Consider the following 20,755-nt stretch of genomic DNA (forward strand, 5'->3'; position numbering starts at 1 on the left):
GGTGGTGCCGATGGAGAGCGTGAGGGCCTGAGTGAAGCGCAGTGCGATCGGCGCCATCAGCGCCCAGGGCGCGCAGGCCCTCGCAAGTTTCACCCTCCAGGTGCTCGTCGCGCGCACCCTCGGGCTCGACGGGCTCGGCGTCTTTGCGATCATCTACGGCGTCATGGTGCTCGTCGCGGCCGTTGCCACGGGCTTCGTCGGCGACTCACTCGTTGTGCTGCCACGCCGAGAGTCGCCTGTTCGCTCCGCGCTGCAGCAGTTCTCGCTCGGGTTTGCGGTGCTCGGTGGAGCTATCGCCGGAGTTGCGTGTGCAGCATCCGGCCTTGTCTCCTGGGCCGACGCCTGGGTCGTCGCGCTCGCCGTCGCGCTCTTCTGCCTCGAGGAGCTCATGCGCCGACTGCTGATGGCGAATCTCGCGTTCTGGCGCGTCGCCGTGATCGATCTCATCGCCTTCGCGGGGTCGCTCGTCGTTCTCGGTGCCGTCGCCGCGCTTGGCACCCTCTCGCTCGCGAGCTTTCTCCTCGCCATCTGCGCCGGTCAGATTGCCGCGATCGGGCTCGGCATCGTGCTGCTGCCCCGCAGCGACCGCTTCGCTGTCGGCATGCTGCGGGGCGGTCACCGCGCCGTGTTGGGCTACGGCTCGTGGCGGGCAAGCCAGCAGCTGCTGCGCCCCGCGCTGCTCACTGCCGTGCGGACCCTCGTCACGCTCACGCTCGGGCTCACCGCCACGGGCCTGCTTGAGGCTGCGAGGGTCTTCGTCGCGCCGGCGATGCTCGTCGTCTCCGGGCTCACCTCGTTTCTCTTCGTGCGGTACGCCCAAGACCCCACGGCGAAGGTGAGCATCCAGCTGCCTCGCGCTGATCGCACGGTCGGCGCCCTCCTTCTCGTCACCGTGATTCTGGGCGTGATTCTCGTGGCCGCGCTCCCCCTCTTCGGTGAACTGCTCTTCGGCACAGCGCCGCCGCTCGCCGCGGTCCTCGGCTGGCTCGCCTACACGGCCTCGGTCTCGGCCGTCACGCCATACGGCGCACTCGCTGCCGTGCGAGGGCGGCAGGCACTCGTCTTCGCGATCCGGGCGGGCGACACGCTGCTCTCGGCCGCCGGCGTCGCAGTGCTGCTCCTGCTCGGGGGCGAACTCGAAATGGTTCCGCTCGTGCTCGCAGCAGGGTCAATCGCTGGTGGCATCGCCATCCGCACCATCATCCTCGCGCCCCAGGCGCGCCGCGATCGGCGCGCGGACTAGTCCGCCGCGCCCACCCACACCACGGAAGAATCCCAGCCGAGCAGCTCGAGCACCTCGCTCGGGATCGAACGCGCGGCCGCCGCGACCTGAGCGGATGCCGCAGTGCCCCGCCACGCGGCATCCGAAGCCTCACCGTGCCGCAGCTCGACGCCGGCACCCTCTTCGCTGGTGGCCGAGCGGAAGCTCGCGAGGTCGGAGTAGATGGCGGGATCTCCGGCGCCCTTCGACCAGACGATGAACCACGCGGGTGCGTCGTCGGCCTGCCGCTGGTACACGTTGCCGCTGAGCTTGACGCCCATCTGGCTTGCCGTGTACTCGCCCGAATAGTCTTCGACGCAGATGAGGCACTTGCCTGTCGCCCCCGAGAAGACGTTGTTGCTCACCGTGACATCGTCGATCACCCAGGTCATGACCGGGTCATCGAGGTCACGGTTGGAGTCTCGCCCTCGCTGGCTCGGGTCGGAGGAGCGACGGTCATCCTGTGCGATGAGCATGGCCCGCCCGTTGTTGGTGATGGTGTTGTTCCACACCTCGACGCGGTTCGTGTCATTGAGCTTGATGCCGTCGGTGAGGTTGTCGCTGATGGTGTTGCCGGCGACGATGAAGGTCGATGAGATTTCGAGAAACAGGCCGTGCCCGTCGTTGCGCGAGATCGTGTTCGAGATGACCTCAACGTCGAAGTTCGACTGGTCGAACCACAGCCCTGGGCCGAAGTTGTCGATGAAGCTGCTGTCGCGCACCACGACTTCGCGCGACACGGTGATCTTGGCGCCACCAGAGACGGGCGCATTGTTGAAGCGCTCGGTGTTGTTGCCTTCGGAGAGCATGCCGGTGACGGTGAGGCGGTCAGCTCGGCTCCCGCCGAAGCCCATCATGCCGTTGCGCCGCACGGTGACATTCGTGACGGTGGCATCGGTCGATGCGACGAACAGCCCAGTGCTCGCATTGTCTTCGATCACGACCTGTTCGATCACGACCCCTGGCGCCTCCACCGTGACGGCACCGAAACCAGGGACGGAGGTCGCGTACCCCCGGATTCCGACCCCGCGGAGCACGGTGCCCTCCGACTGGATGCCGAACGCTTTTGTCTTTGTGCTCGCGCGAACTTCGGCCGAAGCCGGGTCGGTGCCGATGATGAGCTGAGCGGTGAGATCGTCGACCGCAAACGTGCCAGGCACAACCTCGGCCGCCGTCGCGACCTGCGTCAGCGCGACACCGCCAACCCACACCTGGTCGGGGTGCGCCGCGAGCGGATACTCCGGATCGACAAACGACCAGTTGTCCTCCGTGTTGTCTGGGGCGCCGCGCGTATAGGTGGGGCTCGTGTCGAAGTTCATGGTCCATCCGTCACGCACCCAGACGGCACCCTCGGCGCGCCATTCCCCGGCAGGCAGCGCAATGCTGCCATCGAACCAGACGGCTTCGCCCGGATAGGGCTGGATCGTCACCGGCTTGTCGCTCGTGATCGTCGTCCGCTGGTTGTAGCTGCCGGCCCGCATCACGATGGTCTGGCCGGGGGTTGCCACCGTGATGGCGTGCTGCACCGACTTGAGGGGGGCGTCTTCTGTGCCCGGCGCAGCATCCGACCCGGTCGTGGCGACAAAGAGCGCACCCTCAGGCACGGGGTAGCTCGCCGAACCGACTTCGGATGCCCCGGCGGTCACGAGCGCAACCTCTGGCGCGTGTGCGACCGCAACAACAACGTCTTCGCCTCTGGGCAGGAGGGCGATTGCGAGGGCGACCACAATCGCGGCGATCGCAATGGCCGCGACGATGAGCACGAGGGGGCGACGTGAGCGGCGCGAACGGCCGAATGCGCGCGCGCCGAGGCCGAGTTCTGCGCCACTGGCATGCGCCACGGGTCACCGCCTATCAGCGCGCTCTATCGGGACGGTCGGGATCGGGTTCGGTGCTCGCCGGGGTCGGGAAGTCCGGTGGGTGTTCGACCGAGAACTGCGCTGGTACTATTCTGCGAATACCGCGGTACCGGGCACAAGCCCCGCCGACCAACCCGATGAGGTCGACGCCGACGGGGCAGCACCACGTCTCGATACCCGAACGAATGTGTGGCATATGGAGCAGCAGGGGTACTTCCAGATTTTCCGAGAGCGGTGGCGCTCGGTGCTCGTCGGCACGCTCGCCGGAGTCGCGGTCGCCGCGGCGGTCGCCTTTCTCATTCCGCCCACCTATACGGCCACCGCAACGCTGCTCCTCAGCGTCGATTCGCGCGAGGGCAGCCTGAGCGATCGTTCGACCTACGCACTCGAGCGGGTCAGCTCCTACCCTGAGCTCGCCTTCAGCCCCGACGTCCTCGGCGAGACGGTCGACGACCTCGACCTGGCGGTCACACCGGAGGAGCTCGGCGAGCAGATTAGCGCGTCGAACCCCACGACGACACTGCTGCTGCGCATCAGCGCAGAGGCAGACACCCCGCAGGGTGCGGCTGACCTCGCCAATGCGGTGGCGAGAAATCTCGCCGACCTCGTCAGCGATATCGAGAACTCGTCCCGCAATACCGCCGTCACCACGAGCCTCGACCTCACCAACCCCGCCGCCGTGCCGAGCGGGGCATCATCCCCCCAGCGCGCGCTCATTCTCGGCCTCGGGCTCCTCGCGGGCCTCGCCGCAGGGCTCATCGGCGCGATCCTCCGCGCCCGCTATGACACAAGCATCCGCACGGTCGAACAGCTGCGCCGCATTACGGGACTCCCGGTGCTCGGCCAGTGGAGCCCGCCCTCCAACGAGCGACGCGGCCTCAGCCTGCGCAAGACACCGGCAGCGGATGCCGCGGCGACGGATGCTGCAGTGACCGAGCCCGGCATCCACCGCACGCCAACCACACCCAATGCCCGGCTCGCCCACCAAATGCGCGAGACGCAGCTTGCCGTGCGTCAGGCAAACGACACCGTTATGCCGAGCATCCTGCTGCTCCTGCCGTCTGACTCGTCGGCGGCCGATGCGCGCGAACTCGTCGACCTCGCCCGCAGCGTGGCCGACACGGGACGGCGCGTGTGCCTCGTCGAGAGCGCTGCACCGTTCGGCCTCGCCACGCTGCTGCCGAAGGGCCGCAAGGGCAAGGGTCTCGTCGGGGTCATGGCGGGGGCTCAGGTGCTGAAAACCGCTGTGGTGCCTGTCGAGGGCGAGCAGTTCAGCCTCCTCCCCGCCGGCGAACCGGATGCTACGCCCAACGAGACCATCGTCGAAGACAAGATCGGCGCGGTTGCCGAGCAACTCACGACCGAATTCGACACCGTCATCATCGAGGCGACCTCGGTCACCCGCCCCGTGAGTCTCGAGATTGCCGCGCCACACGCCGACGGCATCCTCATCCTCACCCACTACGCCACCACGACAGAGGCGGATGTCGCCCACACTCTTGCGCGACTCCGGCTGCTTGGTGCTCGCCCCCTCGGCGTCATCATGACCGGGGTGCCGGCGTCGAAGACGACAGACCTGGTCGCGAGCTGGCTCCCAGGCGACTTCGTGCGGCCAACACCGGTCAGCGCCGAACGCGAGTCCGACGCTCCGACACCAGCGGGAGAATGACCATGGTGGGCGCACCGCTCACCGCACGACGACTCTGGGTCGCGCTCTTCGTTGTCTTCGCGCTGGTCGTGCTCAGTGTCGTGCCGTGGCGACGAGGCAACATCTTCGACGGCGAGGTCGACACGGTCGTCATCGCCAAGGCGATGATCTCCTTTCTCGCGTTCGGGCTCGCACTCATGGTGCGTGCGGCGAGCGCCCATCGCGGCATCGTCGGGGTACGCGGCCTCGCCCTGCTCGCCGGCATCGTCGCCATTTCGTCGCTCGGCGCGATCGGCGCTGGCGACCCAATGTCGTCCCTCGTGCTGACGGCGCGCATCGCCATTGTCGCCGCAACGGTCGTCGTGCTCGTTGCCGCCGCGCCCCCGCGCACCGTGCTCAGCACGCTGCTTGTGGCGATGGGCACCATCGCCGTGGTCTCCGGCATCACGGGGGCCATTCTTGGCGGCTCCGACGCTGGCCGCCTTGCCGGGGGGATCCCCGAGATGGCACCCAACGTGCTCGCCGGGCTCGCGGCGCCGCCGCTCATCGCCGTCGCCCTCGACCTCGCCCGCCGTGGCATCCGGCTGGCCAATGGGGCGGCCTTCGTCGTGCTCATCGCCATTGTGCTCGCCACCGGATCGCGCACAACGCTCGCGGTCGTGCTCGTCGGCATCCTGCTTGTGCTGCTGCATGTGCGCAGGATTCCGGTCTCCGTCATGATCGCGTCGATCGCGTCGGTGCCGGTGGTGTTCGCGCTGTTCGCCTTCAACGACACCGTGGCCGGGTCGCTGTCGCGAGGCCAAAGCGTCGAGGAGCTCGTGACGCTGAGCTCCCGCACCGTCGCGTGGGAGGCTGTGCTTGCCACCCCGTTCGACACCTGGGACAAGTGGATCGGCATCGGGCTCGCCGCAAAGCTTGTCCCGGTGCAAGAGCGATGGCGAGACGAGCAGGTGCTCGACAGCAGCTGGGTGTCGATCATCGCGCAGGCGGGCCTCATCGGCACCGCCCTCCTGCTCGCATGGGTCATCGCGACTCTCGCCGACAGCATCCGACGCCGCGACCTTGCGGCGCTCACGACACCGTTGCTCGCCGTCATCCTCCTTCGCAGTTTCACCGAGAACGGGTTGATCGAGTCGAGCTCGACGTTCGTGCTGTTTCTCGCCATCGCTCTCACGCTTGAGCGCGGATCGCAGAATCCCGCGCCTCCCAGAGCGGCGCCCTACCAGCTCGCAACGCCGCGCGACCACCACTGGCACAAACCTGCCGCGCAGTATCGACACTGACCCACAAATGGGGGTAAAGTTTCGAAAAACCCCGGCAGTTGACCCGCAACTGCAGCGTCGCTACCCCCGACGTGCCCTCCCCTTCTCCACCCGAGAGAATTGCGTATCCGATGACCCGAAGAATTGGTTATGCCGCTGGAGCATTCGATCTGTTCCACATCGGCCACCTCAACATCCTCAAGCACGCCCGCAGCCAGTGCGATCACCTCATCGCCGGCGTCGTCTCCGATGAGATGCTCGAACTCACGAAGGGTGCGCGCCCGGTGATCCCCCTCGCCGAGCGTCTCGAGATCGTGAGCTCCATCTCGTTCGTTGACGAGGCTCGCGCCGAAACCGTCCCCGACAAACTCGAAACGTGGCGGGATGTCGGCTTCACCGTCTTCTTCAAGGGTGACGACTGGCGCGGCACCGACAAGGGGCTCCGGCTTGAGCGTGAGTTCGCCGAGGTCGGGGTTGAGGTCGTGTACTTCCCCTACACGATGCACACCTCGAGCACGCAGCTTCGCCGCGCACTCGACGCCCTCGCCGCCCTCGCCGATCACCGCGCGATCAGCCAGTAGCCGGCCGTCAGTAGTCAGCCGCCATTAGTCAGGCGTCAGAGGCGTTCGGCGCCGAAGATTCTGCGCGCACGCTCTCGCACGCTCTCGGGCGGCGGCTCGTTATACGACCCCGCCTGCTTTTGGCCTGACATCGCCTGAATTGCCGACATGATGGCATCCGTTGCTTCACGCCGTGCACGACCCGAATCGGCGCGGCCGAACACCGAGACATCGATCGGTGCGCCAAACTCGACCGTCACCTTGGCGCGACGGATCATGCCGGAGCCGCCCGGCTGAAGCTGGTCGGTGCCACGAAGGGCAACGGGCACGATCGGCACGCCGGCCGTGAGCGCAAGCCACGCCACGCCAGTGCGGCCGCGGTAGAGACGACCGTCCCGCGAGCGGGTGCCCTCGGGGTAGATCGAGAACGCGTCACCGGATCGCAGCACTTCGAGGCCGGCATCGAGCGCCTCCTGCGCGGCCTTCGAGGAGGCCCTATCGACGGGCACAGCGCCGACCGCAGTGAAGAACGACCGCATCGCCCAGCCCTTGACGCCGGTGCCCGTGAAGTACTCGGACTTCGCCATGAACGCGACCGAACGGCGCGCGACCAGGGTGAGCACGACGCTGTCGATGAAGGCGAGGTGGTTGCTCGCGAGGAGCACCCCGCCCTTCGCCGGCACGTTGCGGCGACCGCGCACCGTCGGCCGAAACAGGAGTCGCGCCAGTGGCGCGAGCAGGAGACGGCTGAAAAAGCGCATCGTTCAAGACTGTCAGGCGTCACATACCGGTCCGGGCATGCACCCAGGCGCTAGGTCACCGCCGGATGCTGCGCCTCAGCCCTGCGCGGCAACTACGGCGAGCAATCCCTCGCCATAGGTGTCGAGCTTCTTCTGGCCGATACCGCTGAGCCCCTCGAGGTCGCGAAGGGTTGACGGCCGCGCCATCGCGACCGCCCGGAGTGTCGCGTCGCCGAACACCACATAGGCGGGCACGCCCTGCTCCTTCGCCTGCGCCGACCGCCACACCCTCAGCGCCTCAAAAAGCTCGAGCTGCACCGGCTCGAGATCGGCGAGGGCCGCGCTCGACTTCGAGGAGCGCCGAACGGGTCGCTCCACCTCGGTGCGGAGCGAGACCGCGCGGGCACCCGAGAGCACTTCGGCCGAAGCATCCGTGATCGCGAGGATGCCGTAATCACCCTGGGTCGCGAGGAGCCCCTGCGCGAGCAGCTGGCGCACAACCCCGCGCCACTGCTGGTCGCTGAGATCAGCCCCGATGCCCCAGGTGGCGAGCTGATCGTGCCCCTGCTGCTGCGCGCGCGGCGTCAACTTGCCCCGCAGAATGTCGACGATGTGACCAGCACCGAAGGTCTGATTGCGTTCACGCTTGAGCCGAACGATCGTCGACAGGAGCTTCTGCGCCGGAATCGTGCCATCCCACGATGCCGGCGGGTTGAGGCAGGTGTCACAGTTGCCGCAGGCCGTGCTCGGCTGGCCGAAATAGGCGAGCAGCTGCACGCGACGACACTCGACCGTCTCGCAGAGCGCCAGCATGGCGTCGAGGTGGGCGCTGAGCCGACGGCGGTGCGCGAGGTCACCCTCCGACTGCTCGATCATGCGCCGCTGCTGCACGACGTCTTGCAGTCCGTAGGCAAGCCAGGCCGTCGACGGCAGGCCATCCCGACCGGCGCGGCCCGTCTCCTGGTAGTAGCCCTCGACCGACTTCGGCAGATCGAGATGGGCGACAAAGCGCACATCCGGCTTGTCAATGCCCATGCCGAAGGCGATCGTCGCAACCATGACGAGGCCGTCTTCGCGGAGAAAGCGCGACTGGTTTGCCGCCCGTACCTCCGCCGGCAGGCCCGCGTGATACGGCAACGCAGGCACGCCGTTGGCGACGAGCAGATCCGCTGTCTTCTCGACCGAGGCGCGCGACAGGCAATAGACGATGCCCGCGGCATCCGGATGCTCCGTGCGGATGAGGTCGAGCAGCTGCTTCTGCGGCTGCTCCTTCGGTGCAATGCGGTACTGGATGTTCGGCCGGTCGAAGCTCGCCACGAAATGACGCGCATCGGCGAGCTGCAGTCGCTCGGCGATCTCGGCGTGCGTCTGGCGGGTCGCCGTGGCGGTGAGCGCAATGCGGGGCACGGCCGGCCACCGCTCGTGCAGCATCGACAACCGCAGGTAGTCGGGGCGGAAGTCGTGACCCCACTGCGCCACACAGTGCGCCTCATCGATCGCGAACAGGGCGATCGGGGCTCGGTCGAACAGTGAAACGGTCGACTCGAGCGCGAGCCGCTCCGGAGCGAGATAGAGCAGATCGATCTCGCCCGCGATGAACGCCGCCTCGACCCTGCGCCGCTCCGCAGCATCCTGTGTCGAGTTGAGGAACTCCGCGCGCACACCATTCGCGGCGAGCGCATCGACCTGGTCTTGCATGAGCGCGATGAGTGGCGAGATCACCACACCGGTGCCGTCGCGCACGAGCGCGGGCACCTGGTAGCACAGGGACTTGCCGCCACCCGTGGGCATGAGCACAAGCGCATCGCCACCACCGACAACGTGCTGGATGATCTCGGCCTGGTCGCCACGGAACGCGTCATACCCGAAGACGCGGCCGAGCACCGCAAGTGCCGCGTCGGGAGTGGTCACCTGGGTCATACGCTCAAGGCTAGCTGCGGCACGCGGTGCGGAAGTCCTGTGCACAGCCGCTCTGCTCAACCAGCAGGTTTCACCGAGTAGACGAGCCGTGCGAACTGGCCCACCTTGTCGGCACTCTCGAGCCGGAGCCGATCGGACTCGATGCGGCGGGGAAACACGGGCGCACCACCGGTGAGGGCGACGGGAGCGACCGACAGTGCAATCTCGTCGAGCACACCGGCATCGAGAAACTGGCCGGCGAGGTCACCGCCGCCAACGACCCAGATGTCACCGCCACCGGCAGCCGCGCGAAGCTCCGGCAAGAGCTCGGCGACCGAGCCCGAACGGAACTGCACGTTCGCACCCTCTGGCACCGGCAGCTCCCGGCTCGTCATCACGAACACAGGCTTCTCGCCGTAGAACTCGCCCCACTTCTCAGGGTGTGCCAGCAGGTCGGATTCGTCGAGCAACCACTGGTACGTCGTCGATCCCTCCACCATGACGGTGGCGCCGCTCGGGAATAGCCCCTCGTCGGGATGGTCGCCGCCATCGACCGCAAAGAGCCAGGCGAGCGAATTCTGCTCGTCGGCGATCAATCCGTTGATCGTCGTTGCCGTGTCGAACAGGATCCTGCCGTACGTCTCGCTCATGCGCGCGAAATTACCGCCAACCCCTGACATTCGTGAACGGCTAGCGGCGCTTCTTGGCCTTCTTGAGGTCTTTCTCGTGCACGGGAGCATCGCCAGATGCCCGCAGCGTTGTGAAGTAGTTGCGTGCCTCCTCCTGGCGCTCGAGCTCGGCACCGGAGGCAATCGCCGCCCGCAGGTGCGCAGGCGTGAAACCGAACGCATCGACGAGATCCTGCGCGTGAGGGCGCAGCCGCTTCAAGAGGCGATCGATGTAGGCCGACACCGCCTGTGCGCGCTGCGGCGAAAGACGACCACGCATGAGATACCACGCGAGGTTCTTCTCGATGAGCCCAAGCCCGAACACATCGTGCAGCCACACGAGCACCTGACGCGTGCCATCGTCTTCAATCGCCTCGACCGCCCTCGTGAAGGCCTCCCACTGGAGCAGCTCGCCGTGGGCACGGGCAGCCTCGATGAGCGCATTCTGGTGCGTATTGAACAGCGCCTGTGCTTCGGCCGCGGGCAGCTTCGAAGCGGGTCGCAGCTTCTGCGCCACCTCAGCAATCATCGATTCGACCCGGTCGGTGAGCAGCTCGCGTTGCACCTCGGTGTCGCGGACCTCGCTCACGGAGCGGGCGGTCGACCCGAAGTCCCGCACCGTCTGGGCGAGACGCCGCAGCCCGCTGTCATGGAACACGCGCCCAGCGGTCTGCCCGATCGCATAGCGAGCGAGAGTGCCAGCATCCGCCCCCTTGAACTGCTTGGCGTAGTCGGCAAGCAGGCGCTTCGCGACAAGCTGCAGGAGCACCGTGTTGTCGCCCTCGAACGTCGCATAGATGTCGAGGTCGCTGCGAAGGCCCGTGATGCGGTTCTCGGCGAGGAAGCCGGCGCCGCCGGTCGCCTCACGCGCCTCCTGGAGTGCGTCAAGCGCGTGCCACGTCGACAGCGGCTTGAGCCCGGCGGCGAGCGTCTCGAGATCTTCACGGGCCTCGGGGGTGTCACCCTTGCCGCTGAAGACGCTGTCGAACTGCAGCAAAAACTCGTCGTGCGCAAAATACTGCGCATACGTGGTCGCGAGCAGCGGCAGCAGGCGACGCTGGTGGCGACCGTAGTCGAGCAGCACCTGCTCCTCACCGTCGCCACCAGCAAACTGGCGACGCTGATTGCCGTAGGTAATCGCGATCGTGAGGCCCATGGCGGCGCCATGCGTCGCGGCACCATCGAGCGAGACACGGCCCTGCACGAGAGTGCCGAGCATCGTGAAGAACCGGCGGCCGGGGCTGTCGATGGGGGAGCTGTAGGTGCCATCGACCGCGACATCGCCGTACTTGTTCAACAGGTTGGTGCGAGGGATGCGCACCTCCGTGAAGTGCAGGCGGCCATTGTCGATGCCGTTGAGACCACCCTTATAGCCGTCGTCCTCGCCGCCGATGCCGGGCAAAAATTCGCCGTCTGCGCTGCGCACCGGAACGTAGAACGCGTGCACGCCGTGATTGACGCCCTTCGTAATGAGCTGGGCAAACACGACCGCCGCGATACCGTGCTTCGCGGCGTTGCCGAGGTAGTCCTTCCACGCACCCCGGAACGGTGTGTTGATCACGAATTCCTCGGCCGCCGCATCGTAGGTCGCCGTCGTGCCGACGGCATCGACATCCGAACCGTGGCCCGTCTCCGTCATGGCGTAGATGCCGGGGGTCTCCATCGAGAGCACGCCGGGCAAGAAGGTCTCGTGGTGGTGCTGCGTGCCGAGGTGCAGGATCGCAGAACCGAAGAGGCCCCACTGCACGCCCGCCTTGATCTGCATCGACGGGTCGCCGAGGATGAGCTCCTCGAATGAGGCGATGCTGCCGCCGTGGTCTTCAGAACCGCCAACAGATTTCGGGAACGCCCGGTGCACCCGCCCGCTGTCGGCGAGCGTCTTCAGCTGGCCGAGCGCACGCTCACGGTGATCCTCCATCGTGAGGTTGTCGACCCGGTGAAACTGCGGGTCTTCCATCGCGTTGCGCGACAGCAGCCGCACGTCAGCCCACGAGCCGAGCAACACGCGACCGAGCGACGCCACATCGACGGATGCCTCCCCCGAAGTCTCTTCGAGGTTCGCGTCGACCTGTGCCTCGAGCGCGCGTGCGGGCTCGTCGGTGGGGGCGGGCGGAACTATAGAAGTGCTGCTAGCGATGTCGACCATGGGGGCCCTCCGAACGGGACTGCGGGACTGCGTGCGTTGCCACCACGCTAGGCATGCGCGCCGGGCGTGCGAAGTTCGCCGTGAGCGGGCTATAAACGCAGGGCCGAGCATCCGGCCCGCCGCTGTCGACTATCTACAAACCGAGCGGCGCTTTACAGTTGCGCATCGACAAGGCGTTCGCGCACGACGCCGTGCCGGCGCTGCAGGGCAAGCACCCACCAACTGAACACACTCACGGTGATGAGCGTCACGGCGACACCGACCGGGCTGCCCTCGGTCGCCGTCGCATCGACCAGCCCGACGGCGCTGAGCACAAAAATCAGCACGTTGTTGATGACATGCGCCACAATCGCCGCCTCGAGCCCGCCGGTGCGCCAGGTGATCCACCCCGCGAACACCGCGAACACCCCGACATCGATGAGCCCCCACATGTCATAGAGATGGCCGGCCATAAACAGCGGCACCGGCAAAAGAATCGCCCACGCCGGATGCTTCAGCCACGAGCCGATCAGCTGCATCAAGTAGCCGCGGAACACGTACTCCTCCGCCGTCGCCTGCACCGGCACCAGCAGCAGCGTCACCGCGATGAGCGCCGCCGAATCCGGCCCCCACGACGGCATCGGCATCGGCTCGCCGAACACCAGCGGAAGCACGAACACGTACACCCCGAACAGCACGAGGAACACGGCGGCCGCGGGCGCGGCGAGGCGAAGCATCCATCCCCATCGCAGGCGGCCAGTGACCGACGAGAGCAAACCGAGCGGGCGCGGACCCATGATGAGCGTTGCCAGCAGCAGCGCTGGCAGCATGAGGGCGACCGACGCAAGCGAGAACGCGAGGATGAACGGCTGCGACATGTCGATGACACCGTCGGCCAGGAGTCGCTCGAACGCGGCCCAGGCGGTGGGCTCGACCGCCGCGACAAGGAACGCGACGATCACCAGCATGACCGTGAACACAATGTAGAAGGCGAGCGCGATGAGGCCGGTGATGAGCGGCTTCCACCACGTCGCCTGCGACCAGGAGCGGTTGAGGCGGTGGAACGGGAAGGCCTGCGCGGGTGCCGGCGCTTTCGCTGGTGCGAGTTCGGGCGCTGGTGCTGGTGCTGGTGCTGGTGCTGGTGCTGGGGGCGTGTCGCCGTCGGGTGGTGGCATGCTCATCATCTTACGAATGCCCGACTGCGAGGTGGGTGGGCGGTTGCCGCGTCAGATCGTGTAGTACCCAGGGCCCTCAAAGAACTGGGCGTCGAACTCGTGCTCGTCTTTGATGGGGCGGGCGACGGCGGGGCTGCCGACGAGGAGGGAACGCTCCGGAGCATCCGCCAAAACGACCGAGTGTGCCCCGACAACGCAGCCAGCACCAAGCGTGACTGGCCCGAGCACGGCCGCGCCGGCACCGATCGTGACATGGTCACCGAGCGTCGGATGCCGCTTCACCCTGTTCGACGAGCGCCCACCCAGCGTCACGCCGTGATAGAGCATGACGTCGTCGCCGAGCTCCGCGGTCTCACCAATGACGACACCCATGCCGTGGTCGATGAAGAATCGACGCCCGATCGTCGCGCCGGGATGGATCTCAACACCCGTGATGAAGCGGGCCAACTGCGAGACGGCGCGCGCGATGAAGCGCCACCGCCACCGCCACAGCCGGTTGGCGATGCGATACCACCAGATCGCGTGCACGCCGGAGTAGAGCCAGAAGACTTCGGCGTTGCTGCGGGCGGCGGGGTCGCGCAACCGCGCGGCGGCAAGGTCTTCGCGGATGCGGGCGACGATGCTCATACCGTCGCCCTGCCGCGGAGGGTTTCGACAAGCTCAACCGGCGAGGCAAGCTCAACCGGCGAAGCGCGCTCAACCGGCGAGGCGAGCTCGCCAGGCGTAAGGGCCACCTAGTCCTGCAGGTGCTCGAACAGAATGGTGGAGAGGTACCGCTCGCCGAAGTCGCAGATCACGGCGACGATGGTCTTGCCGGCGTTCTCTGGGCGCGCGGCCACCTGCAGCGCCGCGCTGACGATCGCGCCAGACGAGATGCCCGTGAGGATGCCCTCCTCGGTGGCGAGGCGGCGCGCGAGGTCGAGGGACTCATCGAGCGTGACGTCGATGATCTCGTCATAGACGTCGCGGTCGAGCACGTCGGGGATGAAGTTTGCGCCGATGCCCTGAATCTTGTGCGGGCCAGGGGTGCCCTGCGTGAGGATCGGCGAGTCGATCGGCTCAACGCCGATGACCTGGATGCCGGGCTTGCGCTCCTTGAGCAGGCCACCAGCACCCGTGATGGTGCCACCGGTGCCGATGCCGGCGACAAAGATGTCGATGTTGCCGTCGGTGTCGGCCCAAATCTCTTCACCCGTCGTGGCACGGTGAATCGCCGGGTTGGCCGGGTTGCCGAACTGGTCAGCCCAGATCGCATTCTCGGTTTCGGCGACAATCTCCTGCGCCTTCGACACGGCACCCTTCATGCCCTCGGAGCCGGGGGTGAGCACAATCTCGGCACCGAAGGCGCGGATGACGCTGCGACGCTCCTTGCTCATCGTCTCCGGCATCGTAATGATGACCTTGTAGCCGCGCGCCGCACCGACCATGGCGAGCGCGATGCCGGTGTTGCCACTGGTGCCCTCAACGATCGTGCCGCCGGGCTTCAATGCTCCGGATGCTTCGGCCGCATCGATGATCGCCGCGCCGATGCGGTCTTTCACACTGTTGGCCGGGCTGTAGAACTCGAGCTTCGCCAGCACGGTGGCGCCGACTCCCTCGGTGACGCGGTTGAGCCGCACAAGCGGGGTGTTGCCGATGAGATCGGTGACGTTGTCGTAGATACGGCCCATGATTCGCTGCTTCCTTCGAAGGGGTGGGTAGGTACTCACCCTAACTTCGTGTGCTGGATGTGACCAAAGAGGTTACGCGCTGTGCGCAAACGACAACTGCTGACGGTGGTGCTCGCACCAGGTGCGGGCGTGGTGTCAGAAACCTGGATCTGCGTGTTCGGCACGGAGGTGATCCGCCGCCCGAAGTGTGCGCGAACGCGCACTTTACAGAATGTGCGTGATCGCGCACAATTATGAATATGCGCGCACGCGCACACGACAGCAGGAGGCATCATGCGCATACACACAGTGCGAGAGCTCGGAGGTCTCGTGCGAGACCGTCGGGAGAGCCGCGGCCTCACCCAGCAGGATGTGGCGAACCGCGCCTCCGTCACGAGAGAGTGGCTTGTGCGGTTCGAGCAGGGCAAATCCACAGTGCCGCTCGGCAGGGTGCTCGACGTGCTCTCGGTCCTCGACCTCGCATTCGACGTCAACGACGACGATGCCTGACAAAGAGCTCCTGGCCTACATGGACGGCACGCTCGCCGGCGTCGTGCGGCAGTCTCCACAGGGCAGCACGACGTTCAGCTACGACGCCGAGTATCGACAGAGTGAGACCGCAACGCCCCTGTCGCTGTCGATGCCGCTCACGCGTGAGCGCCACCCCTCCCGTGCGGTGATGCCGTTTCTCATGGGCCTGCTTCCCGACAACGAGGCACGCCTCGCGCGACTCGCAGCCGAGTACCGCACTTCGACCAATGCGTTCGCGCTTCTCACACATATCGGGCGCGACGCCGCAGGCGCCATCCAGCTCCTGCCAGCCGGGGCGAGCTCCTCCGACGCTGCCGTACGCCGCGGCGACGTCGAGCATCTCAGCGAGACGCGGTTCTCGGCGATGATCCGCGACATCGTTGAGCACTCCGAGACGTGGGGCACCCGCACCGGCATGGAGGCGCTGTGGAGCCTCCCCGGCGCACAGCCGAAAACGGCGCTGTTCAGGTTCGATGACGGGACGTGGGGGTTGCCGCACGATTCGACACCGACCACTCACATCCTCAAACCGGCGATCGCGCCATACGCCGATCATGACGTCAACGAACACGTCACCATGGGGGCCGCCGAACGACTCGGACTCGTCGTCGCCGACCACCATCTGCTGGTGACCGGTGCCGGCGATCACGTCTTCGTCGCTCGTCGCTACGACCGGGACCTCGTCAACGGGCGCTGGGCGAGACTGCACCAGGAGGATGTCTGCCAAGCCCTCTCGGTGCCGCCGACCAAGAAGTACCAGAGTGACGGTGGCCCGGGCGTGGCGCACATCGCCGATCTCTTCAGGGATTCCATTCCTGAGCTCGAGGCCAGACGGTTCGCACGGGAACAGTTTTTCGGTGCACTCGTCTTCGCCGTGACATCCGCCTGCACCGACGCTCATGCGAAGAACTACTCCCTGCTGCTGCACCAGCGACAGGTCACGTTGGCACCCCTATACGACCTCGGGACGCATGCGCCCTATTCGGCGACCTCCCCGCTGAAGAGCGCGATGAAGATCGGTGACGAGTATCGCTTCGAGGCGATCTCGAAGCGCGCGCTCGTGGAGGCGGCCCGCAGGCTGTCGCTCGACAAGGACTGGGCCGAGCATCGGGTCGACGAGATCCGGGATGGTGTCGCCCAGGCGTTCGCGGACGCTGCACGTGAGGTCGATGCGCCGTTCGCTCGGGAGGTTGCAGACTCCGTCGCCGCGTTCTCAGAGCGCCCGCGGTAACGCCCACACGCGCGGCAGCGGCCGGCCTCCTGTGGGGGAAGCCGGCCGCCGCCGGGGTTTCGATGTGTGGTTTGCGCTGTGCCTAGCCGAACAGCCACGCCAGCAGGTCGAGCAACTCGGCGAGCGCATCCTCGATGGCTGCCGCAATCGCACCGAAGAAGCCACGCGGGGTCGACTTCACCTCGCGCTCCCCAGAGGTGGCGACACCATCGGTGAAGCCATCCTTCGAGGCGGTGACCGTGACGCTGAGGTCACTGCCGGCATCCGCCTGCACGATGCGGTAGTTGCGGGAGGTGGCGCCGTCGATGGGCTCGCCGTCGCGGTTCCACTGGTAGGCGAACTCGAGGCCCGACTCGCTCCACTGACCCACATTGACGTTCACCGTCTTGCCGACTCGCACGGCACCCGTGATGCGCGGTGCCTTCGTCGACTCGATGGCCTCGGCCTCGGCCGACCCTTCGACGACGATCGGCACTGTCACCGTCGTGCCCGTCTCAGGCACCGTCACAGTGAGCAGCTGCTCACCGTCGAGCCCTTGAGGAATCACGATGGACACCGTTGCGCGCCCCTGCTCGTCGGTGGTGTCGACGATGGTCGGGTCGATTGCCGCCGAGCCGAGCACCGTGCCATCGAGCGAAACCTCGACCGTGGCATCCGCTGGACCGCCGCGGCTGAACAGCAGCGAGCTCAGCGAAAGGTCGACCTGGTCGCCGGCCGTGTACGGGCCGGGGGCCGAGAAGGTGACGCCAACGGAGCGCTGTTCGTAGTCAACCCCGACCACCGGGGTCTCTTCGAAGTACGCGACCATGGCGGCGAGGTCGATCTGACCCGAGTCTGCCTTGTCGGTGCCCTCCGCGAGGGTGGCGAAGTTGTCGCCACCGCCCGCGAGGAACGAGTTGGCCACCACCCGGTACGTCGCGTTCGGGTCGATCGGCTCGCCCGCCACCGTGATGGAGGTGACGCGGCTGCCGACCGGCGCCGTCGGGTCGTAGGTGTACTCGAGCGTCGCCGAGACACCGAGCTTGAGGAACGGTCGGCTCGCGCCCTCCGGCTGCCACTGCTCCTCGAGCACCTGCCGCACCTGGTCACCCGTGAGATCCATCGTCACGAGCGTGTTCGCGAACGGCTGCACGGCGGCCGCCTCCGCGTAGGTGACATTGCCGTCTGGGTCGCCATCACCGCTCGACTCATAGACCAGGTCGGCGCGCAGGCCGCCCGGGTTCATGAAGGCGATCTCCGCGCCGGAATCACTCGTCGCCCACAGCTGCACGTCGGCGACGAAGTTGCCGAGCGTCGACTCGCCACCACGGTTCTCAGAGCCGCCCGACTGCACCGCGCGATACATCGAGTCCTCGATCTCGCCGACACTCACGGAACCAAGCTCATCGGCGACCTCCTCGGCCGCCGCGACGATCGCCGCGACCTCCGGGTCTGGGGTGTACCCACTCAGCGGCAGCACCTCAGCGCTTTGCGTGATGATCTCGCCCGTCGTCGCGTCGACCGTGAGGTCGACGTGCCCGAAGTTCGCGCCGTACTCGCCAGCGGCAACCACGAGTCGTGGCTGGTCCATGCCATCGATCGGCACCTCGTGGGCGTAGATCATGTGCGTGTGACCAGAGAGGATCACCGACACCTCGGGGCTCACATCGGTGACGATCTGACCGAAGGCCGAATCATCCGTCGATGATGCGATATCGGATGTCGCGGCCCCTTCATGCACGAGCAGCACAAGCACATCGGCCTCGCCATTGCTCTCGTCACCGTCGGTGAGGAGCTCGGCAACCCGGTTCACCTCGTCAACGACGGGACGCACCTCGAGCGTTTCGATGCCGGTGGGGCTCACGAGCTCTGGCAGGTCCTCCGTCATGGCGCCGATGTAGCCGACACTCACGCCGTCGAAGTCCTGCACGAAGAACTCCTCGTACGCGGGCTCACCGGTTGCGGTGTCGTAGATGTTCGCGGCGAGGTACGGCCAGTCGGCTTCAACGAGCACGCGGTCATCGACATCTGCCCGACCCTGATCGAACTCGTGGTTGCCGAGGGCGCTCGCATCGAGACCGATCTCATTCATCACATCGATGGTCGGCTGGTCGTTCTGGATGAACGAGTCGAACGTGGAGGCGCCGATGAGGTCACCCGCGCTCACAAACGCGGTGTTCGCGTTCTCGGCTCGGTACGAGTCGACCATGCCGCCGAGCTGGGCGGCCTGCCCGAGACGACCGTGGAAGTCGTTGATCGTGAGAATGTCGATCTCGACGGGAGCAATCTCGCTGCTGACACCGACGACAAGTGGGTCGTGGTCGCTCGAGCGATACACCGTGCCGGCCTCGGTCGCACCGTAGGCGTAGCCGCGATCCGACCACTCGGAGGAGTTGATCGCCCAGGCACCCGCACCCGTTACATACTCCGCGAGTGACGGTGTTGCGACGATGTGGTCGAGCGAGCCCTGCTCACCGTCGAACGTGTAGGTGTACTGCCCGTCCGTGAGGGAGTCGAGCAGGTCGACATAGCCGGCATCCGCGAAGACCTGCATGGGATCTTCTTGCGAGTACGCGTTGAAGTCACCGATGAGGAAGACATCCTCGGACTTCTCCGGGTCGGCGGCGATCGCATCGACCATGGTTGTCAGGCGCTCCGCCGTTGCGGTGCGCTCCGCGTTGAAGTGCCCCTGACCGTCGGCCGGCTCGTCGCCGTCACCACTCTTTGACTTGAAGTGGTTCGCGATGACCGTGAAGACCTTGCCCGTGTCGAGCGACTCGAAGGTCTGCGCGATCGGCTTGCGGGAGATGTCCCACACGGCGTCAACATCGGTGAAGCTCTCGCCCACCGTCGACACGACGGCCGGCTTGTAGATGATGGCGTTCGAGATGTAATCCCCGAGGGCGGGGTCGGCGAGTTCGCTCGGGGTCGCCACGTAATCCCACGTGCCGGCACCTGCCTCGGCGTTGAGTCCCGCGACGAGGTCGGCAAGCGCCTCATCGAGTTCTTCGCCGAGTTTGACCGAGTTCTCAATCTCCTGCAGGGCGACGACATCGGCACCGAGGCCGTTGATCGCCGTGACGATCTTCGATTTCTGGATGTCGAAGGCCGCCTGGGTGCTCGCACCGCGGGCGTTCGAATTCACCGAGGTGAAGGTCGTGAAGTAGTTGAAGACGTTAAAGCTGCCGACCTGGAAGTCGCCGCCGACGGCCGGAGCCTCGGTGGGGCGAGGGTTCGTGGTCGTGAACGTCGGCTTCGCAGACGCCGGGCTCGCATCGGTGAGCGGCGTCGTGGGCTGCAGGCGCCAGTCATCGAAACCGTAGCTCAGAATGTAGGGGGTTTCGAAGGTCACAGCGTCGCCATTGCGCACCACCTGGTCGGCGGTGAAATACGGCTGGTCACCCTGGTGCGCGGAGTTGCTCACCTGGATGCTGTAGCCGTCGTCGAGCAGGATTCGGTTGGCCCGATTCTCTGCCGCGATCGCGTCGGCCGCAGCCCCGGCATCCGTCGTCTCGGTGCTCTTCACCGCAAGGTCACCCGCATTGAGCCAGAGCGTGCCGTAGTTGTAGAGTTGGTGGCTCGAGCTCAGCACGTAACTACCAGTGGGAGTTACAAGCTGGCTCTCGTATGCCTCCCGAGCGTCTCCAACGACCGTGTCGGGCAGTGGCGTCGCCTCTGGAACACCGACCGCGGCCTCAACGAGTTCGGTCGCGGCGACCGTCGTGGCGCTGATCTGCGTCTGGTTGAAATACTCGCTCGCCGGCCCGGTCACCCGCACGAGGTCACCGATGGCGACGGCGGGGTTGGCGTTGGCGAGGTACACGAAGATTCCGTCAGAGGCACCGGGCGTGGCATCCGTCGCCCCGCCGGAGCCCTGCGTCTGAATGACCATGCCGCGGTAGCCGGACGTGCCGCGATAGTCAGCGGTCACAACACCCTCGACCGTGACCGTCTGGCCCGCGAGCGGGGTCGTCGCGCCCGTGCCCTGCACGTCGGCGATCGTGTGGGTGACCTCAGCGGCGCTCGCACCCGTCGCCCCGAGGCCGGAGAACAGAAGCGTGAGGGCGCTGAGTGAGGCGACTGCTGCGAGCCTGCCCCGTCTCATTCGTCGTGCTGCGGATGCTGGGGCCGAGTCGGCAGGCTGCTGCATTTGCGTCTCCAGGTCGCG

Annotated in this window: 15 protein-coding genes; 6 read left to right on the forward strand and 9 right to left on the reverse strand. The window is 66.6% G+C overall.

Going from position 1 to position 20,755, the window contains the following annotated elements; translation table 11 throughout:
* Positions 1-31: 31 nt before the first annotated feature.
* A complete protein-coding gene (locus tag ACY48M_RS09555) occupies positions 32-1,243 on the forward strand; it encodes a polysaccharide biosynthesis protein (protein ID WP_462820052.1) in 1,212 nt (403 codons plus the stop codon).
* On the opposite strand, the gene ACY48M_RS09560 is transcribed toward ACY48M_RS09555, so the two are convergent.
* Positions 1,240-3,102: a right-handed parallel beta-helix repeat-containing protein gene (locus ACY48M_RS09560; protein WP_462820053.1), complete on the reverse strand. Its 1,863-nt coding sequence runs from the start codon at positions 3,100-3,102 to the stop codon at positions 1,240-1,242. The two genes, ACY48M_RS09555 and ACY48M_RS09560, sit on opposite strands and share 4 nt — an antisense overlap.
* 79 nt (positions 3,103-3,181) lie before the next feature.
* Between ACY48M_RS09560 and ACY48M_RS09565 the strand changes: the two genes are divergently transcribed.
* The 3 genes from ACY48M_RS09565 (at position 3,182) to ACY48M_RS09575 (ending at position 6,611) form a co-directional block, all read left to right on the forward strand.
* A complete protein-coding gene (locus ACY48M_RS09565; protein WP_462820054.1) occupies positions 3,182-4,789 on the forward strand; it encodes a Wzz/FepE/Etk N-terminal domain-containing protein in 1,608 nt (535 codons plus the stop codon).
* Positions 4,790-4,791: 2 nt separating this feature from the next.
* Complete coding sequence (locus tag ACY48M_RS09570) at positions 4,792-6,051, forward strand: O-antigen ligase family protein (protein ID WP_462820055.1); 1,260 nt, start codon at positions 4,792-4,794, stop codon at positions 6,049-6,051.
* 110 nt (positions 6,052-6,161) lie between these two features.
* Positions 6,162-6,611, forward strand: coding sequence for an adenylyltransferase/cytidyltransferase family protein (locus ACY48M_RS09575; RefSeq protein WP_462820056.1), 450 nt, complete (start codon positions 6,162-6,164; stop codon positions 6,609-6,611).
* A 35-nt stretch (positions 6,612-6,646) separates the two neighbouring features.
* On the opposite strand, the gene ACY48M_RS09580 is transcribed toward ACY48M_RS09575, so the two are convergent.
* The 7 genes from ACY48M_RS09580 to cysK all read right to left on the reverse strand — a co-directional run bounded on the left by ACY48M_RS09580 (position 6,647) and on the right by cysK (position 14,867).
* Complete coding sequence (locus ACY48M_RS09580; protein ID WP_462820057.1) at positions 6,647-7,351, reverse strand: lysophospholipid acyltransferase family protein; 705 nt, start codon at positions 7,349-7,351, stop codon at positions 6,647-6,649.
* Positions 7,352-7,426: 75 nt separating this feature from the next.
* Positions 7,427-9,250 (reverse strand): DNA helicase RecQ, encoded by a 1,824-nt coding sequence (gene recQ / locus ACY48M_RS09585; RefSeq protein WP_462820058.1) that lies wholly within the window; start codon positions 9,248-9,250, stop codon positions 7,427-7,429.
* A 56-nt stretch (positions 9,251-9,306) separates the two neighbouring features.
* Positions 9,307-9,879 (reverse strand): dihydrofolate reductase family protein, encoded by a 573-nt coding sequence (locus tag ACY48M_RS09590; protein ID WP_462820059.1) that lies wholly within the window; start codon positions 9,877-9,879, stop codon positions 9,307-9,309.
* A gap of 40 nt (positions 9,880-9,919) precedes the next feature.
* Positions 9,920-12,043 carry an acyl-CoA dehydrogenase family protein gene (locus tag ACY48M_RS09595; protein WP_462820060.1) on the reverse strand — a complete coding sequence of 708 codons (2,124 nt, stop codon included), beginning with the start codon at positions 12,041-12,043 and terminating at the stop codon, positions 9,920-9,922.
* A 152-nt stretch (positions 12,044-12,195) separates the two neighbouring features.
* Positions 12,196-13,197: a lysostaphin resistance A-like protein gene (locus ACY48M_RS09600; RefSeq protein WP_462820061.1), complete on the reverse strand. Its 1,002-nt coding sequence runs from the start codon at positions 13,195-13,197 to the stop codon at positions 12,196-12,198.
* Positions 13,198-13,248: 51 nt separating this feature from the next.
* The gene (gene epsC / locus ACY48M_RS09605; protein WP_462820062.1) at positions 13,249-13,824 is read right to left on the reverse strand and encodes a serine O-acetyltransferase EpsC; all 576 of its coding nucleotides are present in this window, start codon (positions 13,822-13,824) and stop codon (positions 13,249-13,251) included.
* Between the two features lie 107 nt (positions 13,825-13,931).
* On the reverse strand, positions 13,932-14,867 hold the full coding sequence (gene cysK, locus ACY48M_RS09610; RefSeq protein WP_462820063.1) for a cysteine synthase A: 936 nt from the start codon (positions 14,865-14,867) through the stop codon (positions 13,932-13,934).
* 273 nt (positions 14,868-15,140) lie between these two features.
* Here cysK and ACY48M_RS09615 point away from each other — a divergent pair, with 273 nt between their 5' ends.
* Together ACY48M_RS09615 and ACY48M_RS09620 are read left to right on the forward strand one after the other, a co-directional pair.
* Positions 15,141-15,356, forward strand: coding sequence for a helix-turn-helix domain-containing protein (locus ACY48M_RS09615; protein ID WP_462820064.1), 216 nt, complete (start codon positions 15,141-15,143; stop codon positions 15,354-15,356).
* Entirely contained in the window at positions 15,349-16,608 is a 1,260-nt protein-coding gene (locus ACY48M_RS09620) for a HipA domain-containing protein (RefSeq protein WP_462820065.1), read from the forward strand. The genes ACY48M_RS09615 and ACY48M_RS09620 overlap by 8 nt, the downstream gene beginning before the upstream one ends.
* 82 nt (positions 16,609-16,690) lie before the next feature.
* On the opposite strand, the gene ACY48M_RS09625 is transcribed toward ACY48M_RS09620, so the two are convergent.
* On the reverse strand, positions 16,691-20,692 hold the full coding sequence (locus ACY48M_RS09625) for an ExeM/NucH family extracellular endonuclease (protein WP_462820066.1): 4,002 nt from the start codon (positions 20,690-20,692) through the stop codon (positions 16,691-16,693).
* Positions 20,693-20,755: the final 63 nt, after the last annotated feature.

The sequence above is a fragment of the Homoserinimonas flava genome (assembly GCF_054969005.1).

What these genes read in the sequence shown, in the direction of transcription:
- ACY48M_RS09570 (WP_462820055.1), top strand. Translation starts at nt 4,792, where the DNA reads ATGGTGGGCGCACCGCTCACCGCACGACGACTCTGGGTCGCGCTCTTC.
- ACY48M_RS09575 (WP_462820056.1), top strand. Translation starts at nt 6,162, where the DNA reads ATGACCCGAAGAATTGGTTATGCCGCTGGAGCATTCGATCTGTTCCAC.
- ACY48M_RS09580 (WP_462820057.1), bottom strand. Translation starts at nt 7,351, where the DNA reads ATGCGCTTTTTCAGCCGTCTCCTGCTCGCGCCACTGGCGCGACTCCTG.
- recQ (WP_462820058.1), bottom strand. Translation starts at nt 9,250, where the DNA reads ATGACCCAGGTGACCACTCCCGACGCGGCACTTGCGGTGCTCGGCCGC.
- ACY48M_RS09590 (WP_462820059.1), bottom strand. Translation starts at nt 9,879, where the DNA reads ATGAGCGAGACGTACGGCAGGATCCTGTTCGACACGGCAACGACGATC.
- ACY48M_RS09595 (WP_462820060.1), bottom strand. Translation starts at nt 12,043, where the DNA reads ATGGTCGACATCGCTAGCAGCACTTCTATAGTTCCGCCCGCCCCCACC.
- ACY48M_RS09600 (WP_462820061.1), bottom strand. Translation starts at nt 13,197, where the DNA reads ATGCCACCACCCGACGGCGACACGCCCCCAGCACCAGCACCAGCACCA.
- epsC (WP_462820062.1), bottom strand. Translation starts at nt 13,824, where the DNA reads ATGAGCATCGTCGCCCGCATCCGCGAAGACCTTGCCGCCGCGCGGTTG.
- cysK (WP_462820063.1), bottom strand. Translation starts at nt 14,867, where the DNA reads ATGGGCCGTATCTACGACAACGTCACCGATCTCATCGGCAACACCCCG.
- ACY48M_RS09615 (WP_462820064.1), top strand. Translation starts at nt 15,141, where the DNA reads ATGCGCATACACACAGTGCGAGAGCTCGGAGGTCTCGTGCGAGACCGT.
- ACY48M_RS09620 (WP_462820065.1), top strand. Translation starts at nt 15,349, where the DNA reads ATGCCTGACAAAGAGCTCCTGGCCTACATGGACGGCACGCTCGCCGGC.
- ACY48M_RS09625 (WP_462820066.1), bottom strand. Translation starts at nt 20,692, where the DNA reads ATGAGACGGGGCAGGCTCGCAGCAGTCGCCTCACTCAGCGCCCTCACG.